At 32.8% G+C, this 19576-nt stretch carries 19 protein-coding genes and 1 pseudogene; 13 read left to right on the top strand and 7 right to left on the bottom strand.

Annotated features, from left to right (window positions below; all coding sequences use genetic code 11):
* From WFK35_RS09760 to WFK35_RS09800, 9 genes and pseudogenes are all read left to right on the top strand, one after another.
* The coding region (locus tag WFK35_RS09760; RefSeq protein WP_336732507.1) for a hypothetical protein at nucleotides 1–197 on the top strand (197 nt) is incomplete at its 5' end.
* A 36-nt stretch (nucleotides 198–233) separates the two neighbouring features.
* Nucleotides 234–1010 carry a class I SAM-dependent methyltransferase gene (locus tag WFK35_RS09765; protein ID WP_336732508.1) on the top strand — a complete coding sequence of 259 codons (777 nt, stop codon included), beginning with the start codon at nucleotides 234–236 and terminating at the stop codon, nucleotides 1008–1010.
* Nucleotides 1007–1915 (top strand): glycosyltransferase family 2 protein, encoded by a 909-nt coding sequence (locus tag WFK35_RS09770; protein ID WP_336732509.1) that lies wholly within the window; start codon nucleotides 1007–1009, stop codon nucleotides 1913–1915. The genes WFK35_RS09765 and WFK35_RS09770 overlap by 4 nt, the downstream gene beginning before the upstream one ends.
* On the top strand, nucleotides 1905–2606 hold the full coding sequence (locus WFK35_RS09775) for a GNAT family N-acetyltransferase (protein ID WP_336732510.1): 702 nt from the start codon (nucleotides 1905–1907) through the stop codon (nucleotides 2604–2606). Before WFK35_RS09770 ends, WFK35_RS09775 begins: the two co-directional genes overlap by 11 nt.
* Before the next feature lie 31 nt (nucleotides 2607–2637).
* The gene (locus tag WFK35_RS09780; protein ID WP_336732523.1) at nucleotides 2638–4281 is read left to right on the top strand and encodes a DUF6044 family protein; all 1644 of its coding nucleotides are present in this window, start codon (nucleotides 2638–2640) and stop codon (nucleotides 4279–4281) included.
* Between the two features lie 110 nt (nucleotides 4282–4391).
* Nucleotides 4392–5540: pseudogene (rffA, locus tag WFK35_RS09785) on the top strand (dTDP-4-amino-4,6-dideoxygalactose transaminase); the annotation flags it as partial.
* 7 nt (nucleotides 5541–5547) lie between these two features.
* Nucleotides 5548–7344 carry an asparagine synthase (glutamine-hydrolyzing) gene (asnB, locus tag WFK35_RS09790; RefSeq protein WP_336732511.1) on the top strand — a complete coding sequence of 599 codons (1797 nt, stop codon included), beginning with the start codon at nucleotides 5548–5550 and terminating at the stop codon, nucleotides 7342–7344.
* Nucleotides 7344–8279, top strand: a complete 936-nt coding sequence (locus WFK35_RS09795) for a glycosyltransferase family 2 protein (RefSeq protein ID WP_336732512.1) — start codon at nucleotides 7344–7346, stop codon at nucleotides 8277–8279. Before asnB ends, WFK35_RS09795 begins: the two co-directional genes overlap by 1 nt.
* 148 nt (nucleotides 8280–8427) lie before the next feature.
* A complete protein-coding gene (locus WFK35_RS09800) occupies nucleotides 8428–9372 on the top strand; it encodes a glycosyltransferase family 2 protein (protein WP_336732513.1) in 945 nt (314 codons plus the stop codon).
* Here the strand turns inward: WFK35_RS09800 and WFK35_RS09805 are convergent.
* The 7 genes from WFK35_RS09805 to WFK35_RS09835 all read right to left on the bottom strand — a co-directional run bounded on the left by WFK35_RS09805 (nucleotide 9361) and on the right by WFK35_RS09835 (nucleotide 15945).
* The gene (locus tag WFK35_RS09805; protein WP_336732514.1) at nucleotides 9361–9936 is read right to left on the bottom strand and encodes a GNAT family N-acetyltransferase; all 576 of its coding nucleotides are present in this window, start codon (nucleotides 9934–9936) and stop codon (nucleotides 9361–9363) included. The genes WFK35_RS09800 and WFK35_RS09805 overlap by 12 nt on opposite strands.
* Nucleotides 9936–10874 (bottom strand): GNAT family N-acetyltransferase, encoded by a 939-nt coding sequence (locus WFK35_RS09810; RefSeq protein ID WP_336689172.1) that lies wholly within the window; start codon nucleotides 10872–10874, stop codon nucleotides 9936–9938. The genes WFK35_RS09805 and WFK35_RS09810 overlap by 1 nt, the downstream gene beginning before the upstream one ends.
* Complete coding sequence (locus WFK35_RS09815; protein WP_336732515.1) at nucleotides 10858–11676, bottom strand: carbohydrate deacetylase; 819 nt, start codon at nucleotides 11674–11676, stop codon at nucleotides 10858–10860. Before WFK35_RS09815 ends, WFK35_RS09810 begins: the two co-directional genes overlap by 17 nt.
* Nucleotides 11677–11679: 3 nt before the next feature.
* Complete coding sequence (locus WFK35_RS09820) at nucleotides 11680–13038, bottom strand: DUF6056 family protein (RefSeq protein WP_336732516.1); 1359 nt, start codon at nucleotides 13036–13038, stop codon at nucleotides 11680–11682.
* A complete protein-coding gene (locus tag WFK35_RS09825; RefSeq protein WP_214588263.1) occupies nucleotides 13028–13981 on the bottom strand; it encodes a glycosyltransferase family 2 protein in 954 nt (317 codons plus the stop codon). Before WFK35_RS09825 ends, WFK35_RS09820 begins: the two co-directional genes overlap by 11 nt.
* Nucleotides 13982–14129: 148 nt before the next feature.
* A complete protein-coding gene (locus WFK35_RS09830; protein WP_336732517.1) occupies nucleotides 14130–15149 on the bottom strand; it encodes an acyltransferase family protein in 1020 nt (339 codons plus the stop codon).
* A 25-nt stretch (nucleotides 15150–15174) separates the two neighbouring features.
* Nucleotides 15175–15945, bottom strand: coding sequence for an O-methyltransferase (locus WFK35_RS09835; protein ID WP_336732518.1), 771 nt, complete (start codon nucleotides 15943–15945; stop codon nucleotides 15175–15177).
* A gap of 87 nt (nucleotides 15946–16032) precedes the next feature.
* Between WFK35_RS09835 and WFK35_RS09840 the strand changes: the two genes are divergently transcribed.
* The 4 genes from WFK35_RS09840 to WFK35_RS09855 form a co-directional block, all read left to right on the top strand.
* Complete coding sequence (locus WFK35_RS09840; protein ID WP_336732519.1) at nucleotides 16033–16872, top strand: glycosyltransferase family 2 protein; 840 nt, start codon at nucleotides 16033–16035, stop codon at nucleotides 16870–16872.
* The gene (locus tag WFK35_RS09845; RefSeq protein ID WP_336732520.1) at nucleotides 16872–18035 is read left to right on the top strand and encodes a glycosyltransferase; all 1164 of its coding nucleotides are present in this window, start codon (nucleotides 16872–16874) and stop codon (nucleotides 18033–18035) included. Before WFK35_RS09840 ends, WFK35_RS09845 begins: the two co-directional genes overlap by 1 nt.
* Nucleotides 18032–18595 carry an acyltransferase gene (locus tag WFK35_RS09850; protein WP_336732521.1) on the top strand — a complete coding sequence of 188 codons (564 nt, stop codon included), beginning with the start codon at nucleotides 18032–18034 and terminating at the stop codon, nucleotides 18593–18595. Before WFK35_RS09845 ends, WFK35_RS09850 begins: the two co-directional genes overlap by 4 nt.
* The coding region (locus tag WFK35_RS09855) for a glycosyltransferase (protein WP_336732522.1) at nucleotides 18596–19576 on the top strand (981 nt) is incomplete at its 3' end.

Genomic DNA, 19576 nt, shown 5'->3' on the forward strand with positions numbered 1-19576 from the left:
ATCCGTCTATTCCGGATTCTTTGAAGGCTGAAAAAAAAGCCCTCCGGCAAAGTATGCTACAAAACATGTTAACAGGAAACCTGAGAGTATACAAAACACTTCACAAAAAGTACCATAAAATTTTGAAAGAAGAAAAAATACTGACTGAACTTCGCAATAAGGTAAAAGAAGTTGGATTAACTTTTCTAAATGTGTAAATTTGAAGACATAATTCCCTCAATATAAATACAAATATGAATTTTTTTGAAAAAATCCAGAGAAAAATAAAATTAAACACTCATGCCGGAACACTCTACCAATGTCCGTTTTGCGGTTATCAGTCGAAAGATTTAGAAACTGTAGGCCATGATCTTCCTATACTTAAAAAGAAACATGTTATTGGCGGAGGAAAAAGAGCAGCGGGGTGCTATAAATGCCACTCGCGCGACAGAGAAAGATTGCTTTACACCTTTCTTATAGAAGAATTAAAACTTCCAACCAATAAAAACATCAGCATTCTTCATATTGCACCTGAGCCAAAACTGTCGCAGGTTTTACTGAAACAAAACTTCAGAGAATACATTTGTGGTGATCTCTTTACCGAAGGATATAGCTATCCGGCACATGTTAAAAACATGAATGTTTTAGATTTAAATTTCCGAGACAATCATTTCGATCTTTTTCTTTGCAACCATGTTCTTGAACACATCCCCGAAGATATTAGAGCGATGAAAGAAATCTTCAGAGTTTTAAAGCCTGGAGGTCATGCGCTTCTCCAAGTTCCGATTTCTAAAAATTCTGCTGAAACGGTTGAAGATTTTACGATAGAAGATCCTAAAAAGAGAGAAGAGCTCTTCGGACAGTTTGATCACTGTCGAATATATGGACAGGATTATGTAACCCGTCTTGAAAGTGTGGGTTTTAAAATTAACAGAATCAACATTTCCGATAAATATCCATCGTATGGCTTAAATCCTGAGGAAGATTTGTTTTTCTGTGAAAAACCGTCCTTTAAAAATTCTGAGTTGTGATAAGTATAGTAAGTCCTGTGTATCGTGCAGAAAAAATTCTCCCAAAACTAGTGCGTGAGATAAATACCATGATGCAAAAACTAAACACGGATTATGAGATTATTTTGGTTGATGACCGAAGTCCAGATAATTCGTGGGAGGTTATGAAAAATTTAGCAGGATTTCACCCGGCTTTAAAAATTTACCGTCTGAGCAGAAATTTTGGACAGCATGCTGCGATAATGGCCGGGTTATCAAAAGCCACGGGTGAATGGATTGTAGTTATGGACTGTGATCTTCAGGATCAGCCCAAGGAGATCGAAAAACTTTATTTAAAGGCTCTTGAAGGATATGACATTGTTCAGGCAAGTAGAGTACAAAGAAAGGATGGACAGTTAAAGAAATTAAGCTCAAGGGTATTTTATAAGATTTTTAACTACCTTGCCGGTATTAAAATCAACAATGAAGTAGCTAACTTTGGTATTTATCACAAAAAAGTAATCAGACAGGTTTTAAATGTTAACGATTACATCAAATTCTTTCCACTTTTTATCAATTGGGTAGGTTATAGAGCCACCACTGTTGATGTAGATCATCAGGAAAGAGATGAGGGAAAATCATCATACAGCCTTGGCAAACTTATATCTCTTGCTTTTAATGTGATTGTCTCTTTTTCTGATAAACCTTTGAAATTATTTGTGAATCTGGGAGCTACAATTTCTCTAATATCATTTTTAGGAGGAGCATGGGTATTTATAAAAACTCTTCGAGGAGAAATAAGTGAACCTGGCTACAGCTCACTGATTCTTTCAATCTGGTTTTTATTTGGAGTTACTTTTATGTGCCTTGGTATTTTAGGAGTATATCTCGGAAAAACTTTTAACCAAACAAAGAATAGACCTGTATATATTATCGATGAAGAATAATCTTACCAAGCTCGAATGGGACAGCAATTTTTTCGCTAAAAATATTGGAGAATTACACATCATAGATGATGATCTAAGAAATCTGGAACTTAATGATAATCAATATGATTTAATTATTATTAAACAAAAAAAGGATTCAGATATCAAAATTGAAGGTTTTACAGAAACATTTAAAGAAACAAAGATCGTGTTTTCAAAAAAATTATGTAAAGAAAATACAGAGTCTTCACATGAAATTTTTGACACAGATTTTTTACCGCAAGAAGATGAATATTTTTTTCAGCTTGCATACGAAAGTGGAAAATACAGCAGATTTCTATTAGATTCTAAATTTGGTGAAGCAAAATTCAGAGATCTTTATCAGTTATGGGTAAGAAATAGTCTCAATAAAAAATTTGCTATCAAAACTTTTTTCACAAAAGACAAGAATTTGGGAGCAACAGGTTTTGTAACAGTTCAGCAAAGTAACGCAACTGCAAAAATAGGGCTCATAGCTATACACCCCGAATTACAAGGACAAGGCATAGGAAAACATCTGTTAAAGAAAGCGGAAATCTATTGCAAGGAAAATGCAATGACTGAAATGGATATCCCAACACAGGAACAAAATGCTGGTGCATGCAGATTTTATCAAAAAATGGGGTATGTAGTAAAGGAGCGTATCATTTTAAAACATTTTTGGAAAAAATAATATGAAAAGCAAAATGATTATTGGAAGTGGGATGATATTCATTATCGTCCTATATTTTCCTTTTTTTATTTTCGGCGAGAATTCCTATCTAGGATATCCTGCAGATTATTTAGATTCTAATTCGGTCTGGATGAAAATTCTTTCGGAAAGTGGATTGTCATTTTCAGCAAATAGCACTCCACTTCCAAATATCGAAAACCAGTTTAGAGTCAGCTACGGAAATGAGCTCGATTTTATTTATCTGTTGTATAAAATACTCACTCCTTTTTATGCTCTCGTTGTTAACAGTTTACTAATTTCGCTTACCGGATACGTTTCGCTTTTAAGTTTAGGAAAATATTTATGTCCTAAAATTAACACCTTTCTTTTAGTAATTGTTTCCTTAACTTTTGCTTTACTAAATTTTTGGCAATTTGGGGGTATCAGCACAGCAGCTGCTCCTATAATTATATTGATATTGCTAAAACTATTAACATATCAGCGTATTCATTTTTTCTATTATTTATTTGCCGCTTTTTACATTTTATATTCAAGCTTTATTGTTTATGGAATGTTTCTCATTTTCCTTTTAGGTATTTTCACAATATACTACAGCGTAAAAAATAAGAAAATAAACAAATCAGCATTTGCTTTTTTATGTTTATTGGTAATGGGCTACCTAATAACCAACTATCGTTTTATTATAGAAACTGTAAACCCCACTTTTGTTTCCAATAGAAATATTGGTATAGCCGGTGAGCTCATTTGGAAAACAGGCTTAAAAACAGTTTTCACAAGATTCTGGACAGAAAATAGCGATCACGCTCCGGCAAGACACCAGTTTATTGTTGCCTCTTTCTTTATCTATTGTATCTCTTCATTTTTCATCCCTTTAAAGAATATAAAGAAAACAGTTGCTATTTTTTGTTTAATTATATTCACCTGCTTTTTTTCATACTTTAATATTAACCTGTTCCCAGTTCTTATAAAAGCTTTAAAGCTTGATTTCATGTTTGGTCTTACGCTTTACAGATTCTATTTTTTTAATGGTCTACTTTGGTACATAATATTGATTTTTATTTTAGAGGATCTCAGTAGCATGGACAAAAAAGCAATTACTATTACAGCTGTACTTTTTCTTTTTGTTAATTTTTATACAGTACTAAGGATTAATATTCCTTATCAAAATATCAGACATTCTTTCAGAGAGTACTACTTTTCATTTAAAGATTACTACATGATTGAAGAATTTAAAGAAATCTCTAAATTACTGCCGGAAGACAAATCAAAATACCGGGTCATAAGTTACGGCTTTGATCCTGCAGCAGCTCAGTACCATGGATTTTATACTGCAGATGGGTATTTTCCTTATTACGAAAAGTCCTATAAAAACAAATTCCGGAAGCTCATTACACCCATATTGAATAAAAATCCAGAATTACGAATAAAATATGATTCTTATATGGGACAAAATTTTGTTTTTACCGACAATTTTGTTATTGGCCAACAGGTATTACAGAAATATTCCAAAGAGCCTAAGGAACTTCTTATTGATAAAGATGCCATTACTGAATTACATATCAATTACATTTTTTCTACAATACCCTTAACAAATGTATACCTCACTCCGTATAAAGTAATACATTCAAAATACTGGCAATATGTCTATATATATAAAGTAACATCCGATGAGTAGTAAATTTATCGTCTTTGCAATATTATTGAGTATAATACAAAAAACATTATATATTTAACGTTAATTTGTAATTATTATAAACTCATTCGCAAAACACAAAGTTAAAAACAAATCAATATTTGAATAACATGATCCCTTTTAACAAACCTCACCTTACTGGAAGAGAAACCCAATATATTGAAGAAGCTGTAAAATCAGGAAAAATTTCCGGCAACGGAATTTTCACGCAAAAGTGTCATCAATTTTTTGAAGATACATATAAATTCGGTAAAGTACTTCTTACAACTTCTTGTACCGACGCACTAGAAATGGCAGCTATTCTTGCCAATGTTGAAGCCAATGATGAAGTTATTATTCCTAGCTATACTTTCGTCTCTACCGCCTTGGCATTTGTGAGACAAGGGGCAAAAATAATATTCGCAGATTCATATAAAAACAATCCAAATATTGATGCTGATCAAATTGAGAGTTTGGTAACTTCAAAAACAAAAGCTATTGTTGTAGTACATTACGCAGGAGTAGCTTGTGATATGGAAAAGATTATGGATATTGCAAATCGTTACCAACTAATTGTAATTGAAGATGCAGCACAAGCTATTGATAGTTATTATACGTTTTCTGACGGCACCAAAAAAGCGTTAGGCAGCATAGGACATTTCGGAGCATTTTCTTTTCACGAAACCAAGAATATAATTTCAGGTGAAGGAGGGATGTTAACGATTAATGATACACAATACATTAATCGTGCAGAAATAATCTGGGAAAAGGGAACAAACAGAAATCAGTTTTTCAGAGGAGAAATCAATAAATATGGCTGGGTAGATACTGGTTCCTCTTTTTTACCAAGTGAAATAATTTCAGCATTTCTTTGGGCTCAATTGGAAAATTTAGAAGTCATTCAGGAGAAAAGATTGAAAATATGGAATTATTACTTCGACAATCTTAAAGAGTCTGATTTTATAAGACTACCAGAAATCCCTGTATATGCAACCAATAATGCTCACATGTTTTATTTACTTTTTGAAAATATAGAAAGTAGAAGCAAAATGATTGAGCATTTAAAGCAAAATCAGATTTTATCTGTTTTCCATTACCTTTCACTTCATAAAAGCGAATATTACCAAAACAAACATGATGGAAGAGTACTCTCGAATTCAGATACTTTTGAGAACACACTATTGAGAATTCCACTGTTCTATGATTTATCGGATAATGAAATGAATAAAATAACAACCGTTATACAAAATTTTCCAAAATAAAATTAATATGTGCGGAATAGCGGGAATCATCACGAATAACGCCAGAAATTATCATGAGGAGCTGAAAAAAATGACTGATGCCATTGCGCATCGCGGTCCGGATTCTTCTCATGCTGAATTTTATGATAATGCAGCTTTAGGACATCGCAGACTTTCTATTATTGATCTTTCTGAAAACGGAAAACAACCCATGTTTTCTGCCACAAAAAACGAATGTATCGTTCTGAATGGCGAAATCTACGGTTATCTGGATATTAAAGCTCAGTATCCTGAATATCCTTACCGCGGAAGCTCTGATACAGAGGTAATGCTTGCCATGTACCAGAGAAAAAAAGAACACCTCATCCATGATCTTCCGGGAATGTTTGCTTTTGCCATCTGGGACAACGAAAAACAGGAACTGTTCTGCGCAAGAGACCGATTTGGAGAAAAACCTTTCTATTATGCTATCGGGAACAATAATGAATTTATTTTTGCCTCAGAAATCAAAGCAATCCTCGCTTCAGGGCTTATCCGTCCAAAAGTAAGCAATCTGGCTCTTTCCCATTATCTTCAGCATGGCTATGTAAGTACATATCAAAGTATTTATGAAAATATTCATGCTCTTCCTCCTTCCCATCAGCTCATCTGGAAAGATGGCAGTATTTCGGTTTCAAGATATTACAGTCTTCCCAAGAAAGACAAAACCATCAGTTTGTCAGATGCTAAAGAAGAATTTACGTATCTTTTAAAAAATGCTGTTAAAAAACAGTTGGTAGCCGATGTTGAAGTGGGAAGTTTTCTCAGTGGAGGTTTAGATTCTTCTTCCATTGTAGGGCTTGTTGCTGAATTTTTACCTAAACAGACAACGATTAGTTTCGGGTACGATCACGAATCAAGCGAACTTAAATATGCCAAAGAAATAGCCGATAAATACAATACCAATCACATTGAAGTTCACGAAAAAAAAGAAGATCTGGTAACTGCTCTTTTAAAAACTTCACCGTTTTTCGATGAACCTTTTGCAGATTATTCTTCAATTCCGCATTTTGAAATCTGCAGAAATGCAAGGAAAAATCTTACGGTTGTCCTTTCGGGAGATGTCGGAGATGAATTATTCGGCGGCTACAACTTCTACACCATTGAAAATAAGCTGAGAAATCATTTCAGTTATAAAAATATTATTGCCCAGTTTGGATTAAAACTGTATCAGAAATTAAAGCCAATTTCTTTTATCAGTCAACAAAATATTGAAAACAAAAATATTCTCGATTTTCATCAAAACTATGTAAGAAGAGCTTTCTCAAAGCAAGAAAGACAGGCTTTAGGACTGCATTCAGATTATGAACAGCCTTACAGCTTTACCCCGGATCCGGATTCATTAAATGATATCATGCGATTGGATATCGAGGATTTTGTGCCTTCGAATATGATGGTAAAATCCGACAGAATGGCAATGGCAAATTCCTTAGAGGTAAGAACACCGTTTCTTGATCTGGATTTCGCAGAATTCTGTATTCAGCTTCCGGAACAGCTTAAACTTAATAACAATAACGATAAGATCATCCTTCGCGAAGCGATGGGCTCTTACTGGACAGAAACCATCAGAAAACGTCATAAACAGGGCTTTGGAATGAGTGTTTCAAATTGGTTTGAAGAACAGCAGCTAATTAATTTTTCAGATGAATTATTGAGAGATAAAGAACAAAAAATATTTAATTACATTGATTTTAAGGCTACTCAGAATTTACTGACAAAAGATTATAAACACTGGTGTCTTTTACAGCTTGCTCTCTGGGCACATAACAATAAATCGTTTATATAATGTTGGATGTTTCTGTTATAATTCCTGTTTATAATGCTTCCCGATTTTTGAGGAAATCGGTAGAGTCTGCTTTGAGGTTTGAAGAAGTAAAAGAAATTATTCTGGCTGAAGATTGTTCTACAGATAATTCTTTGAAAATTTGTGAGGAACTGGTATCAGAAAATTCAAAAATTAAATTATTTCAGCACCCGGACAAAGGGAATCATGGCGCAGGAGCGACAAGAAATCTGGGCATTGAGAAAGCCTCACAAAATTTTATCGCATTTTTAGACGCTGATGATTATTATCTTCCCAATAGGTTTGATGCAGAAAAGGAGCTGTTTAAAAATTCTGAGATCGATGGAATATTCGGTGCAATTGGCGTTGAATATCTTACTGAAAAGGGAAAAGAAGAGTATCAGGCTAAATTTAAAGATTCGCCACTCACCACAGTAAATTATCCTGCAGACGGGAAAGACGTTTTTAGAGGATTATTAAACTTAACAGATAAAACATTTGGGTCCTTTTTTCATCTGAATTCATTAACGATAAGAAAATCTGCGCTGGAAAAAAGCAAACTTAGATTTAATAAAGATCTAAGAGTTCATCAAGACTCTGACTTTATCATTAAATTGGCTTACCACTGTCATCTTAAATCCGGGATTATAGACGAAGCAATCGCCGTAAGAGGAGTTCATGATGATAATAGAATTACAAAAATTATTCGCTATTCTCCACAATACAACCAAAGACAGCTTTTGTACTGGAAATCTCTTTACAATTGGGCAATCGAAGAAAAGCTACCTTTAGAATACAAAACAAGAATTTATCTTAGCTATAAGTCTTTTGATTTATCTCAGTTAAAAGGAATGTCAAAATACATTACCATTTTAATTGAAGGGATTAAAAATCCCCAAATACTAAAGACTCAATATCGTTTTACGTATTTAAATTAATGTAACTTCCATGAAGAAAAATGATAATTTAATTCGGCTTAATGCTTTAAGGTGTTTTTGTAACCTTCTCTAATATTACTTCATCTTTCTGTTTCTAATCAGCAATTTTAGTAAAAATCTATTTCAGATTAATTTAACTTTAAAACTTATGAAAATCTCCGTCATCACTCCCGTTTATAACGCTGAAAAATATATAACTCAGGCTGTGGAATCCGCACTTATGTTTGATGAAGTTCATGAAGTTATTTTAGTGGAAGATAAATCTCCTGATAATGCCCTGCAGGTTTGTCTGCAACTGGCTGAAAAATATGAAAGAGTGAAGCTATTTCAGCATCCTGATAAAGGAAATCACGGAGCAGGACCATCAAGAAACCTAGCTTTGGAAAAGGCAACAGGCGATTTCATAGCATTTTTGGATGCCGATGATTATTATCTTCCCAACCGCTTTGATGCCGAGAAAGAATTATTCAAAGATCCAAAAGTAGAAGGTGTTTATGGTGCTTTGGGTGTTCATTATTACTCTGAAAAAGCAAAAGAACAGTACTACAGTCTTTTTAAAGATAATTTAACAACAGTTTACAAAAGGCACGATCCAAAAGATGTCTTTCCAGGACAACTTCATATGAGAGGAAGTTTTGGACTTTTCAGTATCGACTGTTTAACAATTAGAAGGGATTCGATGATCAAAAAGCTGAAACCTTTTTTTAAAACACATTTACGACTTCATCAGGACACAGAATTTTTATTCCGTCTTTCATATTATCTTGATCTTTATCCCGGAATTTTAGATAAGGCTGTTGCGATGAGAGGAGTTCATGAAAACAACAGAATTACTGCTGTAGATTCTAAAAAAATAAATCCTGCAACATCAAGAGTTTTACTTTGGAAAGAAATAAATGACTGGGCACAAAATGAACCTTCCATTTCTGAAGATATAAAACTTCATATCAAAAGAATGCACAGGAGCTATCAAATTGCTCTGGCTTCTCCACTGGAAAAATGGGGAATGATTGTAAAGTATCTTTTTACAGATTACAAAAGTATCCGCTCCGGGCTTTATAATATTAATTTCAGGAAATATCTATTCCGTTAAGAATTTCTTTCCCATTAAATATTTTTTTTCAAAAAAATTATTATAAGTATAAACAACAGAGAAACCATTCTTCCTGTAAAAATGGTTTGCATTATTATTACTCTCTACCTCTAGTTCATAGTAATCTGTATCTTTCAATTCTTTTTCGAAAGCCTGAAGTAGTTTTTTTCCGATACCTTTATTCTTCATATTCCTATCGGTCGCTATATATACCAACTGTATCTTACAGGCAGATGAATACTGTTTTGTAAAAAACTTAGCTAAGATCAGCATTAGATATTTGGGATGGAAAGCGAATGTTAATAAGGTATTCCATATAAAGTAAATCTTTTTACTATTTATAAATTCATTATAAAGTTTTTCTACGTCATAAGTCCCGAACACGAATCCTAAAAGTTCAGAGTCTTCCCATTCACCCAATAAAATGTAGTCTTTCTGTCTGATCTGAAATTTATAGAAAGTTTCTATAAAAGGTAAAGAATACTCAGACAAAAGGCTTGGAAGGCTTGTCTTTTGTATCTTGGCAATCTGCGGTATATGGCTTTCGTCCAGCTTTATAATCATTACTTCAGTACTTTATAAATAAGTTTCGGTCCCATAAAGTTAGCAAGAGCAAGCGGTAGCTTTTTCCACATATTGATAAGAAAATGTATCAGTTTTCCGTCTTCATCATTTTTATGATGAGTTTTATTAAAATAATAATAGTAAAGCTGAACTGGTTCTGCACCCCATGAAATTTTATAAATTGCGGTTCCCTGATCTTCTCTGCTTCTTCCCAAATCAAAGAAAGGGATTTTTTTACCTATTGCAAATTTGATGATATTCCAATACAAAGCGTTATTCAAAGAATATTTGTTATATTCTTTCAAAGTGGCTGCATAAGGATGATGTATAGCATGATCATCATATATAAGACAAGCTGCGGAAACCGGTTTATGATCCAGATACATAATTATAAATTCAGCTTTATATAGAGAGTCTTCTGTAAAACCTTCAACGATGTTTCTGTAAAAATCTTTACTATGCGTTGGAGTACCCAGATCTCTCCATGCCGTGGAAATCACTTTGTAAAAATCATCCAATAATTCTGTTTTTCCTGTTTTAACAGTATAATTAAGCTTTTCCCCTTTTCTTACCTGATTTCTTGTTTTGGATTTTACTTTCTTATTCCATACAAAATCTTCCCCACCGCTCAAATCAAGAAGATAAGTGAAATAATCCTTTATTAAAATATGATTAAAGTTTTCGGAAATATTAATCTTATCTCTTGTCTTAATAAGAATAGGTTTGTTAATATCTTTAAAATCATCTTTAGACAAAGGCTTTTCAAACTTGAATACTCCTCCGTCTGTAATATATGGCGAATTTGAAAATAGAGATCCGTTTCCGTATAAATTAATTTCATTTCCCTGAATATTTAATGTTTTAATATCCAGAGAATAGGTTTTGGCAACAATATTTTTCCAGTGCTTTCCTTCAGCAAACTTATACCATTGCTTCATAATCTTCAAATTTATTATTAAAACATACATTATATTCCTGAGTTCTGAAATCTGATCTCAGAAAATCTATAAATCTTTTATCCAATTCGTTATAATTCTTGTCCATCTCTATAATACCGGGATGAAGCATGATCTCAATATGATCATCATTCCCTTTTTCCAGATAATTAAAGAGGTTTTCCTCATTAATTTCACATGTATTCAGAATACTGTAAAATTTAATCTCATTTTTATTATCATTAAAAAGGCTCAGAAATCTTAAAAGCATAAGCTTAATAATATTTGCCAGACTTGCTGTCCTCAAATTGAATTTAGAACTCGTTATAATATTTTCATTGATTTCCCGAATTCTCTTAATGGAATGTTTTTTGGCAAGTTTTTTTACTATTTTATTGATGGATGGGATAATGTGGATATGTTCATGCCCATCAATATGATTTAAGAAAATATTATTTTTTTTCGCTTCCAGCAACTGGCTTTCTATTTCATGTTCCAAAGCATCCAGAACTTTCTTTTTTTTTGGCATCAATAGAAGCTTTACAAAACTTGAATTCAGCTTTCCGTCTTTCGCCAATACATTTCCTTCGTATAAAGCCTTTCCACAAGTAAGATTTACATGAAGACCTATTTTAAGATCCGGACAGACAGGAATGATTTCTTTTAAAGCATGATCAAAAAAATCTGTATTGCACATTAAACTGGCATGGGACAGATATCCATCCAAATGGGCATTTTTTATTGCTTCATTAACCCCCAATGAAAATCCCAGATCATCAGCATTTATGATTATTTTTTTTTTCATCGGCTAATGCTTCTTCTTTACTGAAAGATTATTTAAATTATAGAAAGTCTTAAAATTCATTTCTTCACTTGTATCTTTATTAATATTGCTATCAATATATTCTTCTCCGTTTTCTAAAAAAATTCTTCTGTTAAAATTCCCGAAAGTATCTGTGTAAAAATTAAAAGATTCTGAAAGTATTACATTTTTGGAAGTTCGTCTGGCTTCTGCAATCTGTGACGTAATGTAAGAATAGTTTTTTCTTCCATTATAAGATAACAATACACTTATAATGAAAAACGAAACAGAGAAACATGAGGCGAATATGTAAACTAAAGTGCGTATTTTTTGTGCCTTATACACTTCAACACTTTTGAAGTATACAGAGAATATAACTACAAGAAACATTGCATTGGTAAAAAACAACAGTCTTGTTCCTAATAAAGGTGAATAAGCAACTATAGGTATGCAAAGCAGTCCTAACAAAAAGAATATAAGCAGTCTTATAAAAAAGATCTTTTGTATCGATTTTTTACGGTAAAGAAATAATACCAAAATAACAGATGAAACCAAAAAAAGAACCAATTCCAAATTGTAATATCTGTATAAATTCAGAATACTTTTGAAATTCTTCAGGTAATCCCATATATTAAACCCGTAGGATTGCTTACCCACAACTTTAAATTTAACTCTGTTTGCAGGTGCAAAAAATAACAGCAAATAACCGGCAACAAGAGAAATATGTGAAATAGCAATCTTATAATCTATTTTCTTCTTTTTTATAAAAAAATTCCAGAACAATGCGAGAAATGAAGCACCTATAAGAACAGGTGGTACATGTTCATTACACATTCCTATAAAGATTCCTGAAAAAATAATCAAGAAAATATTAACATGATGATTTTCTAAAATGTTATTGTTGTTAAGATAATATTCTGAAACTATAAATATATAGAGCAAATAAATGATCGTTGTAAAAGTATAATTTGTAATAAAAGGTGTATAATAAAACATTTCTCCGAAATAATTGATCAGAAAAATGAAGAGCCCTGCAATGATTATTAATTTTAAGAGATCATTCACATTTCTCAGAACCGGCAGTCTTCTTAAAGTCAACAGAAAAAAAACTACTATTAAACTATTGAAAGTCAACAATTCAAAAATAATTTTTAAAAGAAGATGCCTAGAAATCAGATTACAAAAAAATTGCCCGATTCTGGGATTTCCGACAAAATAAGCATTGCCGTATTCCTGAAAAACATTAAGCTTAGTAGGGTACAGATAATAAAGTTCATCCCGTAAAGGCGGATAATACACAGCCGAAAGAACAAAACAAAAGTTGATAAAAGCTATAACAAAATAGGGAATATATTTACTCTTCATTTTTTATAATTTCATTGAAATATAAAGGTCTGTTTTTTACCTCAATATGAATTCGTCCTATATATTCACCAATAATTCCTAAAAAAAGAATGGTAAGAGAACTAAAAAAGATTGTCACTGAAAGTAAGGTAAGGAAACCTGTTTTTGGCTCATGATTTATGTGGCTTCTGTAAATGGAAAATATAAGAAACAAAAATGAGAAAAAACATCCTAAAAAACCTATAAATGTAGCTATCCTAAGTGGTTTTATAGAAAACTGAATAACACTGTCTATAGCAAGTTTATATAATTTCAGAAAATTATATTTGGAAGTTCCGGCATTTCTTTTTGGTGCATCAAATTCTATGATATGTGCATTTCTCAGCCCAATTAATGAAAGCATACCACGAAACATTCTGTCTGTTTCATTTAAGCCGTTCATCCACAGAACATACTTTTTATCCAAAAGCCTGAAATCAGGCATATTTCTTGGAATTTTAACATCAGAAAGAAAATTCAGGATCCAGTAATAAAGATTTCCCATGATTTTATATCTTAATCCAGCGTCCTCATTATCAGTCCTTTTAGTAAGTATAAGTTTCTCTCCGCCTAACCATAACTTTATAATCTGTACGGCAATTTCTGGAGGATGCTGCATATCTGCATCCATAAATAAAACACTGAAATCTTTAGATTTATTTTCAGAAACTGTATAATTAAGACCTGCCGTCATTGCCAATTCATGTCCAAAGTTTGTAGACTGATTTATAATGACGATTTTCTCATTAATTTTCTGGCGTTTCAGTAAAACGTCTAAAGTATTGTCTTTAGAACCATCATTTACAAATACAAATTCATAATCCTCAAATCTTATTTTAGCAAGTTCTGATTCCAAGGAGTCAATTAAGATATCGATATTATCTTCTTCATTATACGCAGAAATAATAAAATAAACTTTTTTCATACAAGAATGTTTAAAAATTTCATTTCTTTATAATATACTGAGTATCGTTAAATATGAATAAGATATATCGTAAGTGGAAAAAGTATGGGAAAACATCATTTCTGTCATAGTTTTATTCATTTATGTTTAGCAAAAGTAAGTAATTTATCTAAATTTTCTTTAAATAATCTCTGCAGGGTTTTTCTATAAATTGATAAAAAAATCCTGAAATAATTATTAAAACAGGAATATAGATCGAAAAGATAACTGTTTTATCATATATTCTGAAATAATCCCACAAAAACGATCTTAAAATAAACAAAACAGGAATATGAACAATGTAAATGGCATAGCTGATTTCACCTAAATATTCCAACGGCTTTAAAGACATCATTCTGGTTAAAAAACCATTATTCATAGAGATTAAAACAATCAGCGGAACAAAAAATACAGCCATTAATCCATCATGATAATAAAGCGGTACAAACAGCAGGGACAATACTATTAAACTGAAAACAAATAATATAGCCCAGTCATAGTTTTTATGTTTACAATTTTTAACAAAAAATATTCCTGCAAGGTTTCCGATTAAAAATTCATTAATATGCAGTAGCGGAAAATAAGAAATAAAATCATGACTTTTTGAAAATCTCCCTTCATACAATCCTGAAAGCATAAAATAGTTGCAAAAAACCTGAGTGGCAATCCAGATTACAATACCGGTAATCCAGATGAATTTGTATTTTCTTGAGTAAATATAATTGTATAAGAAAGGAAAAATCAGGTAAAAGAAAAACTCTACCGAAATCGACCATCCCGGAAAGTTCAAAATTAAAACTTTGCCGGGAAACCAACTCTGAACTCCTGCCAAATATGCAATTATGGGCGAAAAAGCGGTTTCCTGAGACCGCGTAAACAGATACAGAAGTAATCCAATTACATACAACGGATAAATTCTTGCGACTCGGTTACGGTAAAAATCAAAGTAATTGATTTTTTCTTTGGAATGATACGCAACAATCATGATAAATCCCGAAAGAATAAAAAAATAACTTACGCCGATATTCGCCTTGGCAAAAATCTCCGATATATATTTTATTTTATAGACAAAAGCACCTTCACCATAGTGAAAAATCACAATTGCGATTGCAGCAAGAAATCTTGTAAATGTAATCTGACTAATTTTCACGAATCAAAAATACACTTAAAAGTTTTTATTTAACAAAAACACCAATGTATTTTCCCTCGTATTCAACGACTGTAGTTTCAATATTATTCTTTTCGCAGAAATCCTGATAGGCAGAATTGTCTCCAATATCATCACTAATGAAAACTCCGCCTTTTCTCAAATGCCTGTAAAGTTCGTTATAAGCCCAGAATCTCCCATTGTAACTCTTATCAGAATCATAATGTATAACGTCAAAAGACGCACTGTCTGCAAAAATTTTGGGAAGAGATTCTCTATCTGCAAAACGATATAATTTCCAGTGAGATTTCAGATTTTCAGGAACAATACATCCCACATACTGATCGCCGTCCTGCGCAAGATACGGCATATCTGAACTGTACAAAGTCCCGTTTCTTTTAGTTAAGGAAAGCAATGCAGCCAAAGAGGACCAACCATACGCAACGCCTGTTTCTACGGCATTTTTAGCGTTGGTAAATTCACAAGAATAATAAATCAGTTCCAAAGCTCCTGCTCCACCCATTTTAATAGGGCAATCGTCCTGTCTTTTCTGAGAATCTTTTAAAACTTCAGCAAATTCAGTCTGGAAAGGCTCAATATCAATTCCGAAAAGCTGGGAAACCGCCTGTTTTTGCGAAACCGCTCTGGATGCAGCCCAGGAATTGGTCTTTTCTTTCCCTTTAAATGCATTTCCCCTGTTTATGGTATTTTTAACAATTTTACGTCCTAATTCAGGGTAAAGATCAGGTCTTTTAAGATAGGCTACAAATGTTTTGAGAACTCTGGATATTTCGCTCACTGTGTTAAATTTAAGCCACAAAAATAAAGATTTTTCTGTTATCTTTAGGATATAATTATCTTTGTAAAAATTTATTAACACAATAAGATGAAGTTTTCTGTTCTGATTGCCAATTACAACAATGGAAAATTCTTTAAAGAATGCTATGATTCTATTATAGCACAAGATTATAAAAACTGGGAGGCGATTATTCTGGATGACGCTTCTACAGACGATTCCTTGGAGGTTATAAAAAAAATAACAGGCAATGATGAACGTTTCAAAATTTACAGAAATGAAGAAAACAGCGGCGTAGGAATCACAAAAAGCAAACTGATTGAACTGGCGGAAGGTGATATTTGCGGTTTTGTAGATCCTGATGACGCTATTACACCGAATGCACTTTCTTCAAGCATAAAAATTTTTCAAAAGCAACGAGATGTTGTTCTTACATACAGCAAATTCGCAAAATGTGATGAAAATCTGAAAATTCTGGAGGTTCCAAAAATCGCTCAGCAGGTAATTAATAACAGTCCGTACTTTTTTAACTGTCCTGTAAATATTGTGCATTTCGTATGTTTTAGAAAAGGCGTTTATACTCAGACAGAAAAAATGAACACGGAAATGAAAATTGCTGAAGATCAGGATTTATACCTGAAAATGTATGAAAAGGGAAAAGTAAAGTTTATTAATGAAACAAATTACCTGTACAGGCTTCATTCCGGTGGAATTTCACAGAACGACAATAAGCCAAAATCCCGTGAATATTTTTCAAAAGTAATTTTCAACACCATGAAACGCAGGAGTTTAACTTCCATCAACGGTAAACCGGTTCCGAAAGAATACAACAGTTCTCAGGAAATCTACAGTCTTTTGGAGTATCAGAATTCTTTATCATTTAGGATAAAAAAGAAACTAATCATATTTGCTCAACAAATCTTTAGTTAATGACGAAAAATAATAAAATAAAAGTACTTTTCAGGCATCGTTCTATGGAAATGGGCGGTGTGGAAAAAGTAGTTTTAAGCATGCTGAATCATCTTAACAAAGATAAATTTGACATGACCATCTGTTTAAATATCAACCAGGGAGAACTGAGAAACGAAATTCCCGCTCATGTAAGAAAAGTTTACCTTACTGAAGGCAGGGAAGATCTTTCAAAAAATCCGCTTATCCAAAAACTACAGTTAGCAAAAAGAAAATTAAGACTTCAGAATGCTTTGAGAAATCCTTCCATCGCTCAGAAAACCCTTAATGACAAATATGATGTAGAAATTGCTCCTACTTACGCTGCTTTTTCTGCGGTTCTAAACTCTGTTAATAAAAAATCAAAGAAAATAGGCTGGTTTCATTCCGATATTACTTTGCCGAAACTTCAGCCTTTGGTTCCTGAAATTTTAAAACAGATTCCTCAATTTGACTATTTTATTTTCGGTTCCCAACAAACGAAGGATATTTTAATAGAAACTTATCCTGATCTTAAAATCCCTCAAAGTCAGGTTATTCTAAATGCAATTCCAATTGAAGAACTGAAGCAAAAAGCTTTAGCTTTTAAACCTGAATTACCAAACAAACCTGTTTTCGTTTCCGTTGCGAGGCTTCACAGCCGGAAAGGTTTTCATAAACTCATGGAAGCGCATGCAAGATTATTGAAAGATGGTTTTGATCATCATATTATCGTGATCGGTGACGGTGAAGAAATGAGTAATTTAAAGAAGCAGACAGAAGATCTTGGTGTTACGGAAAGCTTCAAATTAGTAGGCTCTTCTATGAACCCTTATCCTTATGTAAAAAATGCAGATTTTTTCATTCTTCCTTCGGAATCTGAAAGCTGGCCTCTGATTATTGCAGACAGTCTCATTCTCCAGAAACCAATTATCTCAACCAACGTAGGAGGAATTCCCGAAATGATTGAGCATGGAAAAACAGGTTATCTCATCAATTATGAAACGGATGAAATGTATGAATCGATGAAAAAGTTTCTTACAGAACCCCAATTAATTGCCGAAATCAAGAAAAATCTCATCAATATTGAAGAACAGTTTGATAATCAGAAGATTTTTAATGCTGTAGAAAATATCATTATTAATTTAGCAAAAAAAGAACAATGATTTTCCTTTACCGTCTTATCCTGAAAATCCATACCACCTATCAAAAGATCATTCAGAAGATTTATATTAAAATTTCCATTTCACGAGGTTTGAAAGTTGGGAAAGATGTGATTTTTGTGGAAGCTCCGGATTTTGGCTCCGAACCTTTTTTAATTGAAATCGGCGACAGGACAAAAATTACGGCAGGCTGCAAATTCATCAATCATGATGGTGCAATGTACGTCATCCGAAGCATGGAAAAGTATGAAGATGCCCGAAATTTCGGAAGGATAAAACTAGGAAAGAACTGTTTTGTAGGAAATAACTGTATCTTTCTTCCAGGTTCGCAAATGGGCGACAATTGTATTTTGGGAGCGGGATCTGTGCTAAATTCGAGTATGCCGAACAATTCCGTGTATGCAGGAACTCCGGCAAAATTTATTTGTACTGTTGAAGAATATGGTGATAAAGCTCTTGAAAATAACGTAATGTATCCCCGAGAATTGGAACCTGAAAGAGCAAAACTGGAAGCATACATCAAAGAACACATTCCACATGTTTACAAAACTGTAAAAAAATAAATGGCTGAAAAAAAGAAACTCCTCATTCGCATAGGTTCGCTGCGTCACGGCGGCGCGGAAAAAGTTCTGGTGACATTCCTTAAAAATCTTCCGAAGGATAAATATGAGATCGATTTGTTATTGAATCTTAATTCCGGAAAATATTTAGCGGAAGTTCCGAGTTGGATCAATATTCTGCATCTTCATCAAGGTGAAATGATTACCACGAACCGTCCTCACGAAATTCCGAGAAAAGCAGCAAGAGTCATTCATGAAAAAATACTGAAAAAGTTTCCAAATCTTCTTTACAAAGGAAAGCTAAAAAATAAAAAGTACGACATCGAATTCGCAGCCATTCACGGAATGCGGGACGAAATTTTAGGTTCTCCTTTAAAAAGTTCAAAAAAAATAGTCTGGATTCATAACGATCTTTCACAGGTAAAAGGTTATACCAATGATGAAATCCGTAAGTTTTTCGGTTTTGACAAAATCATGGTGATTTCTGAAAAAATTGAGCAGCTTTTTCATGATTTAGCTAAAAATGAAATGGAGAAACAGAAAATTATAAAGATTTATAATCCTTTAGACACAGAAGAATTTATTTCAAAAGCAGATCAGCCAGTTTTGAATTATCAATTTGATGAAAATATTCCCACTTTTATTTCAGTCGGAACTGTTTTTCCACAAAAAGGATTCGACAGGTTATTGAAAGTTCATCAAAAACTTTTGGATGAAGGTTTTCAGCACAAAGTTTTAATTGTTGGTGACGGGTATGATTTCGAAAATATTAAACAACTAAAATCAGAGCTTGGCGTTGATAAAACAGCGACAATGCTTGGTTTTACAGATAATCCTTATCCTTATTTTAAAAAAGCGGATTTTTATATTTTAAGTTCGAGGTATGAAGGTTTCCCAACTGTTCTTTTTGAAGCGATTACCCTGAAAAAGAAAATTATCTGCACAGAAGTTTCCGGAGCAAACGAAATGCTAAACAATGGAGAA

It is taken from the genome of Chryseobacterium sp. VD8 (assembly GCF_037149975.1).
In the GTDB taxonomy this organism is placed as follows: domain Bacteria; phylum Bacteroidota; class Bacteroidia; order Flavobacteriales; family Weeksellaceae; genus Chryseobacterium; species Chryseobacterium indicum.

What these genes read in the sequence shown, in the direction of transcription:
- WFK35_RS09810 (WP_336689172.1), bottom strand. Translation starts at nt 10,874, where the DNA reads ATGAAGCAATGGTATAAGTTTGCTGAAGGAAAGCACTGGAAAAATATT.
- WFK35_RS09800 (WP_336732513.1), top strand. Translation starts at nt 8,428, where the DNA reads ATGAAAATCTCCGTCATCACTCCCGTTTATAACGCTGAAAAATATATA.
- WFK35_RS09780 (WP_336732523.1), top strand. Translation starts at nt 2,638, where the DNA reads ATGATATTCATTATCGTCCTATATTTTCCTTTTTTTATTTTCGGCGAG.
- WFK35_RS09840 (WP_336732519.1), top strand. Translation starts at nt 16,033, where the DNA reads ATGAAGTTTTCTGTTCTGATTGCCAATTACAACAATGGAAAATTCTTT.
- WFK35_RS09850 (WP_336732521.1), top strand. Translation starts at nt 18,032, where the DNA reads ATGATTTTCCTTTACCGTCTTATCCTGAAAATCCATACCACCTATCAA.
- WFK35_RS09805 (WP_336732514.1), bottom strand. Translation starts at nt 9,936, where the DNA reads ATGATTATAAAGCTGGACGAAAGCCATATACCGCAGATTGCCAAGATA.
- WFK35_RS09815 (WP_336732515.1), bottom strand. Translation starts at nt 11,676, where the DNA reads ATGAAAAAAAAAATAATCATAAATGCTGATGATCTGGGATTTTCATTG.
- WFK35_RS09820 (WP_336732516.1), bottom strand. Translation starts at nt 13,038, where the DNA reads ATGAAGAGTAAATATATTCCCTATTTTGTTATAGCTTTTATCAACTTT.
- WFK35_RS09825 (WP_214588263.1), bottom strand. Translation starts at nt 13,981, where the DNA reads ATGAAAAAAGTTTATTTTATTATTTCTGCGTATAATGAAGAAGATAAT.
- WFK35_RS09775 (WP_336732510.1), top strand. Translation starts at nt 1,905, where the DNA reads ATGAAGAATAATCTTACCAAGCTCGAATGGGACAGCAATTTTTTCGCT.
- WFK35_RS09765 (WP_336732508.1), top strand. Translation starts at nt 234, where the DNA reads ATGAATTTTTTTGAAAAAATCCAGAGAAAAATAAAATTAAACACTCAT.
- WFK35_RS09795 (WP_336732512.1), top strand. Translation starts at nt 7,344, where the DNA reads ATGTTGGATGTTTCTGTTATAATTCCTGTTTATAATGCTTCCCGATTT.
- asnB (WP_336732511.1), top strand. Translation starts at nt 5,548, where the DNA reads ATGTGCGGAATAGCGGGAATCATCACGAATAACGCCAGAAATTATCAT.
- WFK35_RS09845 (WP_336732520.1), top strand. Translation starts at nt 16,872, where the DNA reads ATGACGAAAAATAATAAAATAAAAGTACTTTTCAGGCATCGTTCTATG.